This window comes from Bradyrhizobium sp. HKCCYLS3070 (genome assembly GCF_051167575.1).
Lineage (GTDB): Bacteria > Pseudomonadota > Alphaproteobacteria > Rhizobiales > Xanthobacteraceae > Bradyrhizobium.
This window is the reverse complement of record NZ_JBNPTI010000014.1, coordinates 91155-108354: the sequence shown is the minus strand read 5'-3', so window position 1 is coordinate 108354 and position 17200 is coordinate 91155. Positions and strand designations below refer to the sequence as shown.

Sequence of the window (17200 nt, the reverse complement as noted above, 5' to 3'; positions counted from 1 at the left end):
AGACGCTGTTTTAGAACAGCTTTACGGTTCGGCCGACGCTGGCCGGGACCACCGGAGAGGTTAGGACGGTCGAGTTGCCAAAGGATTAAAGAAACCTTGCGGCGATGGCTGGTATTTCTGCCGAACTGCCCCGGCTTGGGGCGTCCGACGGTGCGTCGAGACCGCAATGCCCGAGATGGTGCATTGCACAAGATTCTTGATTTTTTTGTGCGCTGCACTATATTATGAATGCGTCAGGGAGCCGGGGCTTCCCTGAGGGCGCTCAAAATCAGGGAAAGGAATGCCACATGTTTAAGGTTGAAGACTTTCAGAACTACGGCAAAGAGCAGTTCGAGACCGTCGTGAACTCCGCGACCACCGTGCAGAACGGCCTTCAGGCCATCGCCACCGCGTATGGCGACTACACCAAGAAGTCGTTCGAGGACACCAAGTCGTTCGTCGAGAAGCTCCAGGGCGTGAAGTCGCTCGACAAGGTGCTCGAGGTGCAGACCGAGTTCGCCAAGTCGGCCTACGAGACCTTCGTCGCCGATTCGCAGAAGATCGCCGGGCTGTATTCGGATCTCGCCAAGCAGGCGTTCAAGCCGCTGGAAGGCATCGCCGCCAAGTTCTCCCCGCCGGCCGCGCACTGACCGTTCGCGCCTGCAGGGAGCACAAAGCCCGGCTTGCGCCGGGCTTTTTTGTTGGCTGAAGGTGGAGCGCTGTCGGTGCCCGGCGCTTCTGTTATTTGGCGACGCGCAGCTTCGACAATGCGGTGCCGATCGAGTTGAACGTGGTCACGATCTGGCTCGAGCTCGTCAGCATGTAGAACTTGTCGGGACTGCTGGCGCAGTTCTGCAGCACGGCCGAGGTCGGATCGGCGGGCGAGCTCGTGTTCACCTGGATCGTGTAGATCGTGTACATCGCGTTGCCCTTCGAATCCTTGGTGTTCTTCAGGTTCGAGCAGAGCAGGGCCTGGCGCGCGTCGATCGGGTTGCCCGAGGCTTGCGACGAGCCGTTGCCGTATTCGGGCCAGCGGTCCTCGGTGTTCAGGCCGTCCGACAGCAGGATGATGACACGGTTATAGGTGGTGTTGACGTCCTCCGCCGGCGCGCCCAGCACGCCGTTTGGAATCAGCGACTGCACGGCCCAGGCAAGTCCGATCGCCTGGTTGGTGCCGCCGGTCGGCTGCATGGCGTTGACCGCGCTCTTCAGCGAGCTCCAGCTGTAGCTGAGCGGCACGATTTCCGCGAGTTTCGTGGAGGCCGTGCTGCTGCAGTACTGGATGTTGTTCTCCATGTGCTGGTTGGCCGGGAACAGCGTCGTCACGTCGGAGGTCGCCGGTGACACGGCATTTGCGTCGTTCGGCTGGGTGCGGTCGGCGACGCATCCGGTCCAGGTGCTCTTGGTGTTGGCGACCCAGGTGTGGGTGAAGGTGTTGACCTTGCACACCGTGCTGGATCCGCTTCCCGTGCAACTACACGTGTTGTTCGGAAGATTGCTGCCGCTGGTCGGGCAACTGCAATAGCTCCCGGTGCACCAGTTCACCCGCGTGCTGGTCTGAACGCTGTTCCAGCAGCCGTTGTAATAGCTGTGCGAGGCGGAATCGTAGCCCGGGCAGATGTAGCCCGTGTAGCTCCCACTCGTCGGAATCCGCGAGGCGCTCGAACTCCCGGTCGCCGGGTCGCTGGTGCAGGAGAAGTAGGGAAAGCCGTTGCCGGACTTGAACGGACAGGAGGATCCCGGTCCCACCATGTCCCATTGCGATTGCGTGTAGCTGCCGTTCGGGATTGCGGCCTGATAGGAGCCATTGGCAGGCTGGATCGTGGGCGGATTCTGCCAGTCGGTCCAGTCGATCCAGTCCTTGGCGTAATTGCTTGCGCCGACGTTCACGACCTTGGCGAATGGAACGACCGAGATGTAGACGTCGCCCGGGGTCTTGGCCAGCGCGCTGAGCTGGTCGATCAGCCCGCCGCTGCCGGCCACGGCGTTCTGCAGCGCGGACATCTTGCCGCTGGATGCCATCGAGCCGGTATTGTCGAGCGCGAGCGCCACCCGCATCTTCACGTCGCCCCAGGTCGATGTCGTTTTGGCGCCGAAGTCCATGGTCGGAAAGCCGGCAATCTTCATGAACTGGGTGACGATCTGACCGTTGGCCGACAATTGGATGTTGGAGGCCGACGAGCTGGTCGAGGCGGTATAGCTGGCCGTCACGGTGACGTTCTGTGCGTCCGTGCTGGTGTAGAGCGCCTTGAAATAGGCGCTTGCCTTGGTTCCGATGTCGGCTGCGCTGATCGTGCCCTGCGCCAGGTCGCGCGACAGCATCAGCGAGGTGGAGTCGAGCGCCGCCTGCATCGACGACCGCGCGGCATTCAGCCGGCTGTAGTCGACGCCTGCCCCGACGAAGGCCAGGATGGGGACGAGCGCGATGGCGAACAGCATGGAGATATTGCCACCGCGGTCGCAGGCGAACCGTCGGACGGCGCGGCGGCAGAGTCGAATGAAGGAGACATCGGTCATGTCGCTCACCAATTATGGTTTTCTGCAGGTGTTTTCGGTTCGGCTTCGTCAAGGACGGGTAAATCGAAACCGCGAAACACCGGGCCAATGCCCGCAGCGTGGCGCCGCGCCCGCAACCGGGCTGGTTCCCTGTCAATGCCCGCTGAATGGGCTTTGTAAAATGCGACCGGTTTGATTAACCTTGCGCCTCATGGCCGGGGCAGGGAATCGGTCCTGCCGGAGCGTCGGTCCGTCCCGGGCCTGCGCTTGCGGCAAACCGGGCGCTGACCCATATTCCCGGTGTCGGTCCGACCGGACCGGTCGGCTGGGACAGGCGATCTGGAAAGCAGGACCGGGTGGCGGAAAGCGGCCCGGCAGGGGACAGGTCGGGGGGCACCCCTTATTGAGAGCAACCCGCCGAGGGAAACTCTTTATTGGGAGCCTCGCAGCCATATCTAACGCGTGCAAGATGTCGCAGCCAACTTCCAGATTGAACCGATCCGCGCCCAGGATGAGCAATAACGACAACAAGTCCGGTGGCACCGGTGGCCCGGTCACGTCCGTGATCACCAAGGTCAAGCCGAAGACCAAGCGCCCCAACCTCTACCGCGTCCTGATCCTGAACGACGATTACACGCCGATGGAGTTCGTCGTTCACGTCCTGGAGAAGTTCTTCAACAAGGACGTCGAGGCCGCGACCAAGATCATGCTCCACGTGCATCATCACGGCATCGGGGAGTGCGGCGTCTTCACCTACGAGATCGCCGAGACCAAGGTGACGCAGGTGATGGACTTCGCCCGCAAGCACCAGCACCCGTTGCAGTGTGTGATGGAGAAGAAATAGCCGGCTCCCTCCGCGAAGGGAGCCGCCGACGCGCGCATCTGCTGGCCAGGGGCGGGGGCTGGGGCGCTGCCCGATTGATCACCGCGAATCGGCATCGGACGAAGGGTCATCGAAAGCCGCAAATTGCTGCAGACGAGGTCAGCGCAATCCGGGCAGGTTTCACTTCTCGTCCGAAGAATTACGGCCGCTCTGGTCCTTATCTCTCCCCGCTCGGCGGCGTGCGCCGTTCGGTTGTCGCAGCCGGATTTGCCGCAATCGGAACGGGTTTTGCATTGACGATCCGGTGAACCCGTAATCGAGCGGCTCGGCCGGTCTTTTGTCGCACTCGGTTATAACTATATTTGACGAAGGTTGTTGTTGCCTGACCGGGCGGCGGCGATCATGATGGCAAGGGGCCACAGAGGACGCGCATGCCGACTTTTTCTCAAAGCCTTGAACAATCCCTGCATCGTGCGCTGGCGATCGCCAACGAGCGTCATCATCAATACGCGACACTGGAACACCTCCTTCTGTCCTTGATCGATGACTCCGATGCAGCGGCCGTGATGCGCGCATGCAGCGTCGACCTCGACAAGCTGCGCGGCAGTCTCGTGAACTACCTCGAAACCGAGTTCGAAAATCTGGTCACGGACGGCAGCGACGACGCCAAGCCGACCGCAGGTTTCCAGCGCGTGATCCAGCGCGCCGTGATCCACGTTCAGTCGTCGGGCCGCGAAGAGGTCACCGGCGCCAACGTGCTGATCGCGATCTTCGCCGAGCGTGAGAGCCACGCCGCGTACTTCCTGCAGGAGCAGGACATGACGCGTTACGATGCCGTGAACTACATCAGCCACGGCATCGCCAAGCGCCCTGGTGTCTCCGAAGCGCGCCCGGTTCGCGGCGTCGACGAGGAGACCGAAGCCAAGGGCAACGAGGACTCCAAGAAAAAGGGCGAGGCGCTGGAAACCTATTGCGTCAATCTCAACAAGAAGGCGCGTGACGGCAAGATCGATCCGGTGATCGGCCGAAACTCCGAGATCAACCGCGCCATCCAGGTGCTGTGCCGGCGCCAGAAGAACAACCCGCTGTTCGTCGGCGAAGCCGGCGTCGGCAAGACGGCGATCGCCGAGGGCCTCGCCAAGCGCATCGTCGACAGCGAGGTTCCGGAGGTGCTGTCGGCCGCGACCGTGTTCTCGCTCGACATGGGCACCTTGCTCGCGGGCACGCGCTATCGCGGCGACTTCGAGGAGCGCCTGAAGCAGGTGCTCAAGGAACTCGAGGCGCATCCGAACGCGATCCTGTTCATCGACGAGATCCACACCGTGATCGGTGCCGGTGCGACGTCGGGCGGCGCGATGGATGCGTCCAACCTGCTCAAGCCGGCGCTGGCCTCGGGCTCGATCCGCTGCATGGGCTCGACGACCTACAAGGAGTATCGCCAGCACTTCGAGAAGGACCGCGCGCTGGTGCGCCGGTTCCAGAAGATCGACGTCAACGAGCCGTCGGTCGAGGATGCGATCGCGATCCTGAAGGGGCTGAAGCCGTACTTCGAGGACTATCACCGGCTGAAATACACCAACGAGGCCATCGAGGCCGCGGTGCAGTTGTCGTCGCGCTACATCCATGACCGCAAGCTGCCGGATAAGGCGATCGACGTGATCGACGAATCCGGCGCGGCGCAGATGCTGCTGGCCGAGAACAAGCGCAAGAAGACGATCGGCATCAAGGAGATCGAGACCACGATCGCCACGATGGCGCGGATTCCGCCGAAGAGCGTGTCGAAGGACGATGCCGAGGTGCTCAAGCATCTCGAGCAGACCCTCAAGCGCGTGGTGTTCGGCCAGGACAAGGCGATCGATTCGCTGTCGGCCTCGATCAAGCTGGCCCGTGCCGGCCTGCGCGAGCCGGAGAAGCCGATCGGCTGCTATCTGTTCTCGGGTCCGACCGGCGTCGGCAAGACCGAGGTCGCCAAGCAGCTCGCCTCGACCCTGGGCGTCGAGCTGCTGCGCTTCGACATGTCGGAGTACATGGAGCGGCACACGGTGTCGCGCCTGATCGGCGCGCCTCCTGGCTATGTCGGCTTCGACCAGGGCGGCCTCCTGACCGATGGCGTCGACCAGCATCCGCACTGCGTGGTGCTGCTGGACGAGATCGAGAAGGCGCATCCGGACCTGTACAATGTGCTGTTGCAGATCATGGATCACGGCCGGCTCACCGACCACAACGGCAAGCAGGTCAACTTCCGCAACGTGATCCTGATCATGACCACGAATGCAGGCGCGGCCGACATGGCCAAGCAGGCGTTCGGCTTCCATCGCTCGAAGCGGGAAGGTGACGACCACGAGGCGATCAACAGGCAGTTCGCGCCGGAATTCCGCAATCGGCTCGACTCCATCGTCTCGTTCGCGCACCTCAACGTCGAGGTGATCGGAATGGTCGTCGAGAAGTTCGTGCTGCAGCTCGAGGCCCAGCTCGCCGACCGCGACGTCACGATCGAGCTGTCGGAACCGGCCAAGGCCTGGCTGATCCAGCACGGCTATGACGAGCAGATGGGCGCGCGGCCGATGGGCCGTGTGATCCAGGAGCACATCAAGAAGCCGCTGGCCGACGAGGTGCTGTTCGGCAAGCTGAAGGGCGGCGGTCACGTCCGTGTCGTTCTCGTCAAGGACGAATCCGGCGTCGAGGAGAAGATCGGCTTCGAGTTCGTCGAGGGCCCGGTCACGCCGAAGTCCGAAGTTCCGGCCGCGCGCAAGCGCAAGCCGAAGTCCGGCGGCGGCTCGAAGGGGCCGGCGCCGAAGGGACCGCTGGTCAAGGCGTAAGCCTGACGCTAAGAGATGACTACGAAAGGCCGGCCATCGCGCCGGCCTTTTTCGTTTGACGCGAGGTGCTGTGATGCGACGTCCGGCTCAGGCCGGCTTGACGAAGAAATACACCGTCAGGCCGCAGCCGACGGCAATGATGAAGCGGCGCACATGGGCCGGCGGGATGATCTGGCCAAGCCGCGCGCCGACGAAGCCGCCGACCATGGCAGCGCCCATCATCGTCAGCGTCTCCAGCCAATGCACGCGGCCTGAGAACGCAAAGATGGCGGAGGCCGTCATATTCATGAGCGCAGCGAGCAGCACCTTCATGCCGTTCATGGCGCGAATGTCGCGCATGCCGTAGAACACCAGGGCCGCCAGCATCAGGATGCCGATGCCGCCGCCGAAGTAGCCGCCATAGATCGCGATCACGAACTGCACCGCCTGGATGGTCCGCGGCCCGAACCAGCGCGCGCCATCCTTGGGCGTAAAGCGCATGCCGAATGCAAACACGATCGTGGCGAACAGCAACAGCCAGGGCACCAGCCGGCTGAAGGCGGCCGACGGTGTGACCAAGAGCAGCACGGCGCCGAGCGTGCCACCGAGCAGGCTGATGATCGACAGCCGCACGAGGTCGTGGCGCCAGGGCGCCTTTGCGTCGTTCAAGATCTCACGGGAGGCCCAAGCGCTGACGAACTGGCCGGGGCAGAGCGCGACGGTGCTGGAAGCGTTGGCGTCAATCGCGGGAATGCCGGCGGCGAGCAGCGTCGGGAAGGTCAGGAACGCGCCGCCGCCGGCCAGCGCATTGACGATGCCCGAGCCGAAGGCGGCGAGGGCGAGCAGGGCCAGCATCGTCCAGTCCGTCATCGCTGTCACGACTCGCCCTTCAGCCGCTGGCCGTCCTGGACGCGGACGCGCTCGGCGCCGCGCGCGCCGGCCGGCGACAGCCTGAGCATGCTCAGGAACGCGCCGACCAGCGCGAAACCGACCCCGGTCAAGAGCGACAGCCGCGTGCCGTCGGTCGCGTCGATCGCGAGAAACATCGCGACCAGGGCCGCGCCCGTGGTCTGGCCGAGCAGGCGCGCCGTGCCGAGCATGCCGCTGGCGCCGCCGGCGCGCTCGCGTGGCGCAGCGGCGATCATGGTGCGGTTGTTCGGCGTCTGGAACAGGCCGAAGCCGCAGCCGGCCAGCGCCATGCGCCAGACGACATCCCATGCCGACGGCTCGCGCGGCAGCAGGCCGAGCGCACCGAGCCCGCATGCGAAGATCACGAGACCGATGCCACCGAGCAGCCCGGCCGGCACGCGCTCGACCAGCCGCCCCGCAATCGGCGCCGTCAGGCCGACCGCGATCGGCCACGGCGTGATCAGCAGGCCCATCTGCACCGGCGAATAGCCGAAATGGCTTTCGAGATAGAAGGGGATCGCGACGAAGGCGAGCATCTGGCCGCAGAACGACGAGATCGAGGTCGCGATCGACAGGGCGAACACCGGAATGCGCAGCAGGTCGACCGGCAGCAGCGGCGAGGCCATGTGGGTCTGGCGCCAGACCAGCCACACGCCGGCCGTGACGGCGACGACGAACTCGATCGCGCAGGTCACCAGCGCCTCGCCATGGCCGAGGCTGTCCACGGCGGCGATCAGGAAGCCGAAGGCGACCGCGCTCAGCGCCGCGCTCTGCCAATCGAACATGTGCGGCGCGCGCGGCGTATGCGGCAGGAAGCGGAAGCCGAAGACGAAGGTGACGATGCCGAGCGGCACGTTGATCGCGAACAGCCACGGCCAGCTACCGACGGCGAGGATGCCGGCGGCGATGGTCGGACCGAGTGCGGCGGAGACCGCGACCACCATCGCATTGATGCCGATGCCGCGGCCGAGCAGAGCGTGCGGATAGGTGAAACGCACCAGCGCCGAGTTGACGCTGAGGATGCCGGCGGCGCCGAAGCCCTGCAGGATGCGCGCGAGCGTCAGCAGTAGCAGGCTGTCGGCCAGCGCACAGAAGGCGGAGGCAGCCGTGAACAGCATGAGGCCGGCGAGATAGACCCGCCGATAGCCGATGATCTCGCCGAGCGAGGCCAGTGGCAGCAGCGAGATCGTTACCGCGAGCTGATAGCCGTTGACGATCCAGATCGAAAAAGCAGGACTCGCATGGAGGTCGCGGGCGATCGTCGGCAGCGCCACATTGGCGATGGCGCCGTCGATCACGGCCAGCACGATGCCCAGGGCGATCGTCACGATCGCCCAGGTACGCTGCGGCAGCGGCAGTCCGTCGGCGTGCAGACCCGTGGTCGTCGGCGTCATCATGCGGGCTCCGATCGCAGCCGGGCCGCGGACAATGAACGGGAACGGGCAACCGGGCCGTACAAGTCCCGTTCCACGCCAGCGGAGCGCGCCGGCGCGTCACCGCCGTTTGGGGCGGACCTGGATCGCCTTGAGGTAATTGACCGCGGCCTCTGCCTCGGGCCGATCGAACTGGAAGCTCGGCATGTCCTTGTGAATGGTCGACAGGCCGGCCTGCAGCCGCTGGGCGAAATCCTCGTCGTAGAGCTTGCTGTCACCGAAGGTCCTGAACGGGGGCGCGTCGGGGTGCCGGCTGGCGCCTGTGAGACCTACCGCATGGCATCGGCTGCAAAGGCTTTGCAAGAGCGCTTTTCCACGCTTCTGCTCGCTGTCCAGCGCATGGCTGGCGGTCGACGCGAACGCCAGCAGCAGGCAGGCGGACCCCATTCGTCGTCTCATGAACTCGTTCTCGCGTGTCTTGCGCCCGGCTACCAGCGGCCCTCGGCCTTGCTATAGGCATATAGGGCGATCAGCCCGATCGTCACCAGGGTCGAGCCGATCAGGACGATCCGGTCCCAGCGCAGCTGTGTCTCGTCGTCCCGCTGCAAGGTCAGCAGGGAGAACAGGGCCTTCATGGCAAAGCGGCGCATCGGATCGATCCCGGCAGCGGCCGCACATTCCGATGACGTGGGCCGGCCGCAGCTTAGCCTGCCCAATCGTTGCGCCGCCATGGCGAACATCTTGGGTCTGATGTCCGGCTTCCGGAGGGGCTCGGAAGCCGGATGCTGGAACTACCCAGCCTGTCCCATCACGACGTCTGCAACCGCCCGCGCGACTTTCGCGATCGTTGCGTTGCGATCCTCGGGAGACGCCTGTGAACCAGTCAGATAGGCCGTGACCAGAACCGGTTTGCGGCCCGGGGGCCAGAGAATGCCGATGTCGTTGGTCGTGCCGCGGTCCCCAGCGCCCGTCTTGTCGGCGACGCGCCAGTCACGCGGCACACCGGCGCGAAGCCGAGTGTCGCCGGTCTTGTTGGCGATCATCCAGTCCGTCAATCGCTGGCGCATATTCGTCGACAAGACCTCGCCAAGGAGCACGCGGCGCAGGTTCTGTAGCATGGCGGCCGGACTGGTCGTGTCGCGAGGGTCGTCGGCCAGCGCCTCGTTGAGCTCAATTTCCCAGCGGTCCAGGCGGCTGATCTCGTCGCCGATCGATCGGGCAAAACGCGTCAGACCCGCAGGACCGCCGATCTGCCGCAACAGGAGATTTCCCGCGGTGTTGTCGCTCTGGGTGAGCGCAGCTTCGCAGAGCTCGGCGAGTGTCATGCCGCGGCCGACGTGCTCCTTGGTCACCGGCGAATATGTTACGAGATCCTTCGCCTCGAACGGGACGCGCGTGTCGAGATGCAGTTCGCCGGCGTCGACGCGCTTCAGGACAGCCGCGGAAGCCAGACACTTGAACGTGCTGCACATCGGAAAGCGCTCGGCCGAGCGCAGGCCCGCCTCGAACCCGCTTTCGGAGTCGAGGACGGCGATGCCGAGCCGTCCGAGGCTCTCGCGCTCGATGCGGGCGAGTTCCCCTTCCAGATGCGCCCTTCGGTCGGCCGCCGCCTTCGCCGCAGGTGATGGCAGCCCGCTCGCCGCAGCCGCCATCCCGAGGATTCCAAAACCCAGACGCCGTCTCGTCAGCATGTTCATTCTCCAGTGACTGCGCGAACCTGCCGAACGAGGTGACGACTGACAAACGATCATTTATTCGTCGAGCCATGAGCAGAACTTGGTCATCATGCCCATCCGCAGCCATCTCCCTTTGAACGCCTTGCGGGCCTTCGAAGCATCCGCCCGGCATCTGAGCTTCACCAAGGCAGGCTTGGAGCTCAGGGTCACGCAGACCGCGATCAGTCACCAGGTGAAACAGCTCGAGCAGATGTTGGGCGCTCACCTGTTCCGGCGCCTGCCGCGTGGCCTCACGTTGACTGACGAAGCCCTGGCTCTGTTTCCCGTCCTCAACGATGCGTTCAGTCGCATCAGCGGCGCGATCGATCGCATCGAAGCGAAGGGAACCCGCGAGGTCGTGACCGTCGGCTGTGTCGGCACCTTTGCAACGGGATGGCTGTTGCAACGCCTCGACGGTTTTCGAGATGCGCACCCCCATATCGACCTGCGCCTCCTCACCAACAACAACCGCATCGATATCGCCGGAGACGGGCTCGACATCGCGCTTCGCTTCGGCGACGGATCCTGGCACGGCACTGAGGCCATCCATCTGATGTCTGCCCCGCTGTCGCCCGTCTGTCATCCCGATGTCGCGAGTCGTCTGCGCGCGCCGTCGGACCTCGCGGGCGAAAATCTCCTGCGGTCGTATCGCGCCGAGGAATGGCCATTATGGTTTGCAGTCGCGGGCGCTCCATGTCCGATGATCCAGGGGCCGATCTTCGACAGCTCCGTCGCGATGGCCGAAGCGGCCGCGCGCGGCGTCGGCGTTGGCCTGGTTCCGATCGCCATGTTCAACTGCGAGCTCGAGACGGGTCGGCTGGTCCGGCCGTTTGCGGCTGGGGTCGCCGCCGGTTCTTATTGGCTGACCTGGTTGAAGTCGAAAGAACCGACGTCCGGCATGCTTGCCTTTCGTGACTGGCTGGTCGATGCCTTGCGCGCCGATCCGCCGCGCTGACGGCCGGGCGCCACCGCGCACAAGCCGAGGGCGCGAACAGCGCCACGAGGCGCGTGAGGCGGGCGCGTTGCGGCCAGCTCAGCGCTTTACGGCGCTGCGCCGCCACTCGCGTGGCGACAGGCCGAACTGCTCGCGGAACACGCGGCCGAAATGCGAGAGGTCATTGAAGCCCCAGCAAAACGCGATCTCGCTGATCTGACGATGCGCCAGCATCGGCGAGCCGAGATCGCGCCGGCACTGCTTGAGCCGCTCGGCCAGCACGAAGCGTTGGAACGACGTCTCCTCGTCCGAGAACAGATCATTGACGTAGCGCGTCGATAGCCCGAGCTCGCGTGCGATCTCCGGCAGTGAGAGGCCGGCGTCGGATAGTCGGGTGCGGATGTGCGCCTTGATCCGATAGAGCAGCGTTGCGCGATGGCTCGAGGCGGGCAGGGGTTGTGCGCGCAGCCGCTCGGCCAAGGTCATGGCGAGCAGGTCGGCGGCCTGGTTGGCGAGAGGTTCGGCATGCTCGGGGCCGATGTGCTCGGCGCGCTCGCAGAGCCTGACGATGAACTCATGGGCGAGGGGCTGGAGCGGGCTGTCGGGGCCAAAGCTGATCGCCGTCACGGTCTCCGTCGGGCCGATCCGGCGCTGCAGCATCTCGCGCGGGAGCTTGAACACGATCTGCTTGAACGCGGCGTCGAACTGCAGCTCATACGGGCGGGTCGTGTCGTAGATCGCGAACTCCCCGGGCCGGATCACGGTGTCGCGGCCATCCTGGACGACGCCGCCCATTCCCTCACGTCCGAATGCGACGAGAACGAAGTCGGCATCCGCCCGGGAGATCCGCTGCGAGGTCCGGTGCACGCGCTGCCGGTCCGAGGCAACCTCGGAGCAGACAGCCCGTCCCAACGTGGTATGGGTCACCGAGCCGCGAAACGCGCTGCCGAGATCGGACGTGCAATCGAGCCCGACATAGACGTCGCAGACGATGTCCTGCCACCGCGCCAGCCGGCGGTGGCCCGGGCTTCCGTCGGTGGTGAACAGGATCGGCATCGCTCCGTCTCCCCCTGCACCTCTGCCGGCTTGATCTGTGGCAATGCAGCAAATTCCGGGCCGGCTGGGGTCTTCGTCTCGGCCGCAGTCGAATTTTCGTTCCCTGGCAGACGAGCGCGAAAGCCGGCTGGCGTCAATAGTTGGCCCGGTCGCGGCGCCACCGCCGCGCACGGCATCAGGGAGCAGCAGCGATGGGACTGGCACATCCGAAATACAAGGTGGCGGTGGTGCAGGCGGCACCGGCCTGGCTCGACCTGGACGCCTCGATCAAGAAGACCATCGCCCTGATCGAGGAGGCGGCCGACAAGGGCGCCAAGCTGATCGCGTTTCCGGAGGTCTTCATCCCCGGCTATCCCTGGCACATCTGGATGGACTCGCCGGCCTGGTGCATCGGTCGCGGCTTCGTGCAGCGCTATTTCGACAACTCGCTGGCCTATGACAGCCCGCAGGCCGAAGCGCTGCGGGCTGCCGTGCGCAAGGCCAGGCTGACGGCCGTACTGGGACTCTCCGAGCGCAACGGCGGCAGCCTCTACATCGCGCAATGGCTGATCGGCCCGGACGGCGAGACCATTGCCAGGCGCCGCAAGCTGCGGCCGACCCATGCCGAGCGTACCGTCTACGGTGAGGGCGACGGCAGCGACCTTGCTGTGCATGATCGTCCCGACATCGGCCGGATCGGTGCGCTGTGCTGCTGGGAGCATCTGCAGCCGCTGTCGAAATATGCGATGTACGCGCAGAACGAGCAGGTGCACGTCGCGGCGTGGCCGAGCTTCTCGCTGTACGATCCGTTCGCGCCGGCGCTCGGCGCCGAGGTCAACAACGCCGCCTCGCGCGTCTATGCGGTCGAGGGCTCGTGCTTCGTGCTGGCGCCGTGCGCCACCGTCTCGCAGGCGATGATCGACGAACTGTGCGACCGGCCCGACAAGCACGCGCTGCTGCATGTCGGCGGCGGCCACGCCGCGATCTTTGGTCCGGATGGCTCGTCGCTCGCCGAGAAGCTGCCGCCGGAGCAGGAAGGCCTGCTGATCGCCGAGATCGATTTGGGCATGATCGGCATCGCCAAGAATGCCGCCGATCCGGCGGGACACTATTCGCGCCCCGACGTCACCCGGCTGCTGCTCAACAAGAAGCCGCTCAACCGGGTCGAGCAGTTCGCGTTGCCGGTCGACACGGTCACTCCCGGCGAGGCGCCATCGGCGGCTGGCTGACAGGCTTGGCGGGCGCTAGGTCCCGGCCTCCGGTTGTGCCGGCGGCGGGGCCGACCGCCGCGGCGGCCGCTGCGGACGGCCTGCCGGCGCCGCCATGCGCGGCTGCAAGGTGACGATCACCGGGTTCGGCTTGTGGTCGGTCGCCGCGCCAGTCGCTGCGTCCACACCCATGCCGATCAGGCCGCCCGCCAGGATGTTGCCGGCGAAGCCGGCCGCGCCGGTCGCCGGGATGTCCTTGGTCAACGGGATGATCTGGGTCTCGTAGCCCGGTTTTTCGATGGTGACGGAGATGTCGGCATTGCGTTTGGCGACGAACGAGCAGGGCGTCGTGCAGGTCATCGGCGCTTCGAGACCGGCGATCGTGGCTTCGGCCCCGGACGGCGTCGACGCGACACTGATCGTCTCGGTTGTACCCCGCGTTACGGACGCGCAGCCTCCCAGCGCGGCGCACAGCGCCACCAACGCTACAACTCTCATTTGGTACTGCCCCCTTCAAACCCGGGGGAACTCAAGCGCAACTGGAGCGGGACGGCAAGCGCAATCAGCATTATCCGAAGAAATTCCCGGGCGAGTTTCGCGCGAGTGTGGCTTTCACACCTGCTTTCCACGAACCTGCCGCGCGATCGCCTTCTGCGCATCGAACTCGGCGCGCCGCCGCGCCAGCTCGTCCGGCGCGAGCATGGCCGGATTGCTGTAGTCGCGCTTCCAGCCGTGATCGTCGCTCCAGTGCAAAGGCGATTGCACGGTCGTGCGTGCGGCTGGTGAACTCTCGAGGACACGCAAAGCCAACTCGAGCGTGAAGGCCTGTGAGGCCGCGTCGTGCGGCTTGCCGGCGGAATTGCCCAGCGGAAAATCCGAGAACAGGAAGCGCGGCGCGGCGGCGTGCTCGACGATGTCCTTGGCGCAGCCCATGACGACGGTCGCGACGCCGTTCGCTTCGAGATGCCGTGCCACCAGGCTCACGGTCTGGTGGCACACCGGACAGTTCGGCACCAGCACGACGGCGTCGATCTCGTCGGCGCGGCAGCGCGCGAGAATCTCTGGCGCATCGGTCTCGATCGTGACGCGGTGGCTGCGATTGGTCGGCGCGCCGAAGAAGCGCGGTCCGACCGCGCCGATGCGGCCTTCACCTGCCAGCCTTAGGAGCTGTGGTAGCGGAAACCAGGTGCCGGAATCCTCGGCCGAGGTGTGCGCGCGATCATAGGCGATGTGGGAAATGCGCAGGTCGTGCTGCGCCGACGTGTCGCCGTCATAGACGGAGTAGAACTTGGCGCCGCCATTATAGGGCGCGCCGGGGCCTTGATCGCCTTTGGCGGGATCGAAAGGCGCGGCCGTGGTGACGATGGTGACGCGCGACTGCGCGAGCGGCTTGCGCAAGGGATGGAACGGCGCCGACGTGTAGTGAGCCCAGCGATAGGGCGTGTCATAGCCGATCGCGAGATAGTAGTCGCGCGTGCGCGCCATGTAGGACAATGGCGCATCGCTTTCGGGCGCGAAGCCGAGTCTGTCGTCGGTCGGTGCGGTCATCCGTCGCGCTCCCTGCGGCACTCGGGGATTGCTAGCCGGCTCGTTCGCTGTGTCAAGGCGCCGCGCGGTGGAACCCCGCATGGTCTTGGGCTTTGTCTCTCGGCAGAATTCCAACCATTGCACCGCGCTCACGATGCTTTCCATGATTTCGGTTGCTCGCATTGCCTGTCTCGGCCTTGCCTTGATGCTGACCATGCCCTTGTCCGGCGTGGCGGCGGAGCAGGCCTCCGACCGTGACGCTGCCGCGCCGGCTGATCCGAAGGACGGCGCCCGGCAGGATTCGCCGCAGGAGGCTGCCAAGCCGGCAGACGCTGCGGCAGGGGGCTCGGAGAACAAGTCCGAGGAGGCCAAGGAGAGCGGTACGCGCGAGGCGATCTGCCTGATGATCGAATCCGCAGCCAAGGCGAATGATCTGCCGCTCGAATTCTTCGCTCGCGTGATCTGGCAGGAGAGCCGCTTCCAGAGCGATGCAGTCGGGCCGGTCACGCGCAACGGCCAGCGCGCGCAGGGAATCGCGCAGTTCATGCCGGGCACGGCGAACGAGCGCCAGTTGCTCGATCCGTTCGATCCGGTTCAGGCGCTGCCGAAGTCGGCGCAGTTCCTGGCCGAGCTGCGCGACCAGTTCGGCAATCTCGGGCTCGCGGCGGCGGCCTACAATGCGGGGCCGCGCCGGGTGCAGGACTGGCTCGCCGGCAAGGGGCAGATGCCCTGGGAGACCCGCAACTACGTCTCCGCCATCACGGGAGCCACGATCGATGAGTGGGCGGCCGCCGGTAACGGCGGCAAGACGCCGCCGAGCCCGCCGCCGACCTCGTGTCGTCAGCTGATGGCGATGTTGAAGCGCGCGCCGAATCCGTTCGTCACGGAGCTCGAGCAGCATGTGGCGCTGTCGGCCGCGAAACCATGGGGCGTCCAACTGGCTGCAGGCTTCGACCGCAACAAGGCGCTCGCGATGTATTCGCGGGCGATCAAGGGGCTTGGCCCGGTCATCGGCGACCGCGACCCGAGCCTGCTGTCGTCGGTGATGCGCTCGCGCGGCAACCGCGCCTTCTACCAGGTGCGGATCGGCGCCGAGACACGGGCCGAGGCCGACGCGCTCTGCAGTCGGATCCGCGAGGCCGGCGGTGCCTGCTTCGTGCTGCGCAATCGCTCCGGATAGAGCTGCCGCAGCGCGGCGTGTGGGGGATGGCTGCGCCGGACGCAGACCCGCGCGCGCCTGATGGCGGTTGACGCGAGCGGCTTTCGCCAGCCTTATCGCGGTTCGTTCCGCTGGGCCGCCCGTGACACTTCCTCCGCTCGATTCGCCGCAATGGCATGGTTCACTGCGCGCCTTCGGCTGGGGGCTGCGCGCGACGTCAGCGACCATCCTGTCACTGGTGCTGTTCGTCACCTTCATCGGCATCGGCGCGCTCGCCCACGATACCCGTTTCAGCATGCTCTGGGCGATCCTGAGCACGGTGCTGGTATGGGCCGGTCCAGCGCAGATCATCCTGGTCTCCACGCTCGGCTCCGGCCAGACCATTCTGCAATCGGCGATCGCGGTCACGATGAGCGCGATCCGGCTGTTTCCGATGGTGGTGGCGGTGCTGCCCCTGATCCGCTCGCCGCAGACCAAGCGGCGGCACCTGGTGCTGATCGCCCATTTCACCGCCGTGACCCTGTGGGTCGAATGCTATCGCTTCCTGCCGCATGTGCCGCGCGATCGCCGCATCGCCTTCGTGCATGGGCTCGGCAGCGGCCTGATGGGGATTGCGCTGATCGCGACCATCATCGGGTATCTTCTCGCCGCCAATCTGTCGCAGACCTTCGGCGCCGCGGTGCTCTTGCTGACGCCGCTGGCCTTCCTGTTCTCGACCCTGCGCAACGCCAGGGAGCTTGCCGACGTGCTCGCGCTCGGTCTCGGCCTCGTGCTGTATCCTCTGGCCGCCCAGCTCGACAGCGGCGTCGACATCCTGGTCAGCGGCGTCGTCGCCGGAACGCTCGCGTTCGGCGCGCACAAATGGCGCGAGCGGCGGGGGCTGGCATGAGCGACTTCGTCGGCGATTGGCATGCGCTCGTGGTGCTGCTGGTGGCGGGCGTGATCCCCAACCAGATATGGCGCCTGCTCGGACTTTGGTTCGGCAGCGGGCTCGACGAGGGCTCGGACCTGCTGATGTGGGTCAAGGCGGTCGCGACCGCCATCTTGGCGGGGGTCATCGCCCAGATCCTGGTGCAGCCGCCGGGCGCGCTCGCCAGCGTGCCGTGGGGGCTGCGCTACGGTGCCGTCGCTGCCGGCCTTGCAGCCTTCATGGCGAGCCGCCGCTCGATCTTTGCCGGTGTCGTCTGCGGCGAAGCCGCGATGCTGGCCGGCAAATGGTGGCTCGGCTGAGTTGCGCGATCTTG

Annotated in this window: 17 protein-coding genes; 8 read left to right on the top strand and 9 right to left on the bottom strand. The window is 65.7% G+C overall.

Translation table 11 applies throughout. The features are described 5' to 3' along the window. Positions 1-287: 287 nt before the first annotated feature. Positions 288-629: a phasin family protein gene (locus ACQR03_RS29350; protein ID WP_316185697.1), complete on the top strand. Its 342-nt coding sequence runs from the start codon at positions 288-290 to the stop codon at positions 627-629. Between the two features lie 91 nt (positions 630-720). On the opposite strand, the gene ACQR03_RS29345 is transcribed toward ACQR03_RS29350, so the two are convergent. Beyond that, positions 721-2496: a TadE/TadG family type IV pilus assembly protein gene (locus ACQR03_RS29345; protein WP_315752999.1), complete on the bottom strand. Its 1776-nt coding sequence runs from the start codon at positions 2494-2496 to the stop codon at positions 721-723. A 490-nt stretch (positions 2497-2986) separates the two neighbouring features. On the opposite strand from ACQR03_RS29345, the gene clpS reads away from it, so the two are divergent. Both clpS and clpA read left to right on the top strand, forming a co-directional pair. Further along, positions 2987-3319 carry an ATP-dependent Clp protease adapter ClpS gene (gene clpS, locus ACQR03_RS29340; protein ID WP_008960690.1) on the top strand — a complete coding sequence of 111 codons (333 nt, stop codon included), beginning with the start codon at positions 2987-2989 and terminating at the stop codon, positions 3317-3319. A gap of 410 nt (positions 3320-3729) precedes the next feature. Then, complete coding sequence (gene clpA, locus ACQR03_RS29335; protein WP_315718374.1) at positions 3730-6117, top strand: ATP-dependent Clp protease ATP-binding subunit ClpA; 2388 nt, start codon at positions 3730-3732, stop codon at positions 6115-6117. Positions 6118-6204: 87 nt separating this feature from the next. Here clpA and ACQR03_RS29330 read toward each other — a convergent pair whose 3' ends face one another. The 5 genes from ACQR03_RS29330 to bla all read right to left on the bottom strand — a co-directional run bounded on the left by ACQR03_RS29330 (position 6205) and on the right by bla (position 10069). Next, a complete protein-coding gene (locus ACQR03_RS29330) occupies positions 6205-6966 on the bottom strand; it encodes a sulfite exporter TauE/SafE family protein (protein ID WP_315827299.1) in 762 nt (253 codons plus the stop codon). A 5-nt stretch (positions 6967-6971) separates the two neighbouring features. Next, on the bottom strand, positions 6972-8399 hold the full coding sequence (locus tag ACQR03_RS29325) for an MFS transporter (protein WP_315827298.1): 1428 nt from the start codon (positions 8397-8399) through the stop codon (positions 6972-6974). Between the two features lie 99 nt (positions 8400-8498). Further along, on the bottom strand, positions 8499-8825 hold the full coding sequence (locus tag ACQR03_RS29320; protein ID WP_315718375.1) for a c-type cytochrome: 327 nt from the start codon (positions 8823-8825) through the stop codon (positions 8499-8501). Positions 8826-8866: 41 nt separating this feature from the next. Beyond that, positions 8867-9028: a hypothetical protein gene (locus ACQR03_RS29315; protein WP_315718376.1), complete on the bottom strand. Its 162-nt coding sequence runs from the start codon at positions 9026-9028 to the stop codon at positions 8867-8869. A gap of 141 nt (positions 9029-9169) precedes the next feature. Beyond that, positions 9170-10069 (bottom strand): class A beta-lactamase, encoded by a 900-nt coding sequence (gene bla, locus ACQR03_RS29310; RefSeq protein ID WP_316165107.1) that lies wholly within the window; start codon positions 10067-10069, stop codon positions 9170-9172. 94 nt (positions 10070-10163) lie between these two features. Between bla and ACQR03_RS29305 the strand changes: the two genes are divergently transcribed. Beyond that, positions 10164-11048, top strand: coding sequence for a LysR family transcriptional regulator (locus ACQR03_RS29305; protein ID WP_315718404.1), 885 nt, complete (start codon positions 10164-10166; stop codon positions 11046-11048). Between the two features lie 78 nt (positions 11049-11126). Here ACQR03_RS29305 and ACQR03_RS29300 read toward each other — a convergent pair whose 3' ends face one another. After that, the gene (locus ACQR03_RS29300) at positions 11127-12083 is read right to left on the bottom strand and encodes a helix-turn-helix domain-containing protein (protein ID WP_316185701.1); all 957 of its coding nucleotides are present in this window, start codon (positions 12081-12083) and stop codon (positions 11127-11129) included. A 191-nt stretch (positions 12084-12274) separates the two neighbouring features. Here ACQR03_RS29300 and ACQR03_RS29295 point away from each other — a divergent pair, with 191 nt between their 5' ends. Then, positions 12275-13291, top strand: coding sequence for a carbon-nitrogen hydrolase family protein (locus ACQR03_RS29295; RefSeq protein WP_316185703.1), 1017 nt, complete (start codon positions 12275-12277; stop codon positions 13289-13291). A gap of 15 nt (positions 13292-13306) precedes the next feature. Here the strand turns inward: ACQR03_RS29295 and ACQR03_RS29290 are convergent, their stop codons facing one another. Then, complete coding sequence (locus tag ACQR03_RS29290) at positions 13307-13768, bottom strand: PEGA domain-containing protein (RefSeq protein WP_315718380.1); 462 nt, start codon at positions 13766-13768, stop codon at positions 13307-13309. 114 nt (positions 13769-13882) lie between these two features. After that, on the bottom strand, positions 13883-14818 hold the full coding sequence (locus ACQR03_RS29285; RefSeq protein ID WP_316171445.1) for a glycine reductase: 936 nt from the start codon (positions 14816-14818) through the stop codon (positions 13883-13885). Between the two features lie 133 nt (positions 14819-14951). On the opposite strand from ACQR03_RS29285, the gene ACQR03_RS29280 reads away from it, so the two are divergent. The 3 genes from ACQR03_RS29280 to ACQR03_RS29270 all read left to right on the top strand — a co-directional run bounded on the left by ACQR03_RS29280 (position 14952) and on the right by ACQR03_RS29270 (position 17186). Next, a complete protein-coding gene (locus ACQR03_RS29280; RefSeq protein ID WP_316202703.1) occupies positions 14952-15977 on the top strand; it encodes a lytic transglycosylase domain-containing protein in 1026 nt (341 codons plus the stop codon). A gap of 121 nt (positions 15978-16098) precedes the next feature. Beyond that, positions 16099-16845: an AzlC family ABC transporter permease gene (locus ACQR03_RS29275; protein WP_316165108.1), complete on the top strand. Its 747-nt coding sequence runs from the start codon at positions 16099-16101 to the stop codon at positions 16843-16845. Next, positions 16842-17186 carry an AzlD domain-containing protein gene (locus tag ACQR03_RS29270; RefSeq protein WP_434842104.1) on the top strand — a complete coding sequence of 115 codons (345 nt, stop codon included), beginning with the start codon at positions 16842-16844 and terminating at the stop codon, positions 17184-17186. Before ACQR03_RS29275 ends, ACQR03_RS29270 begins: the two co-directional genes overlap by 4 nt. The last annotated feature ends 14 nt before the right edge of the window (positions 17187-17200 follow it).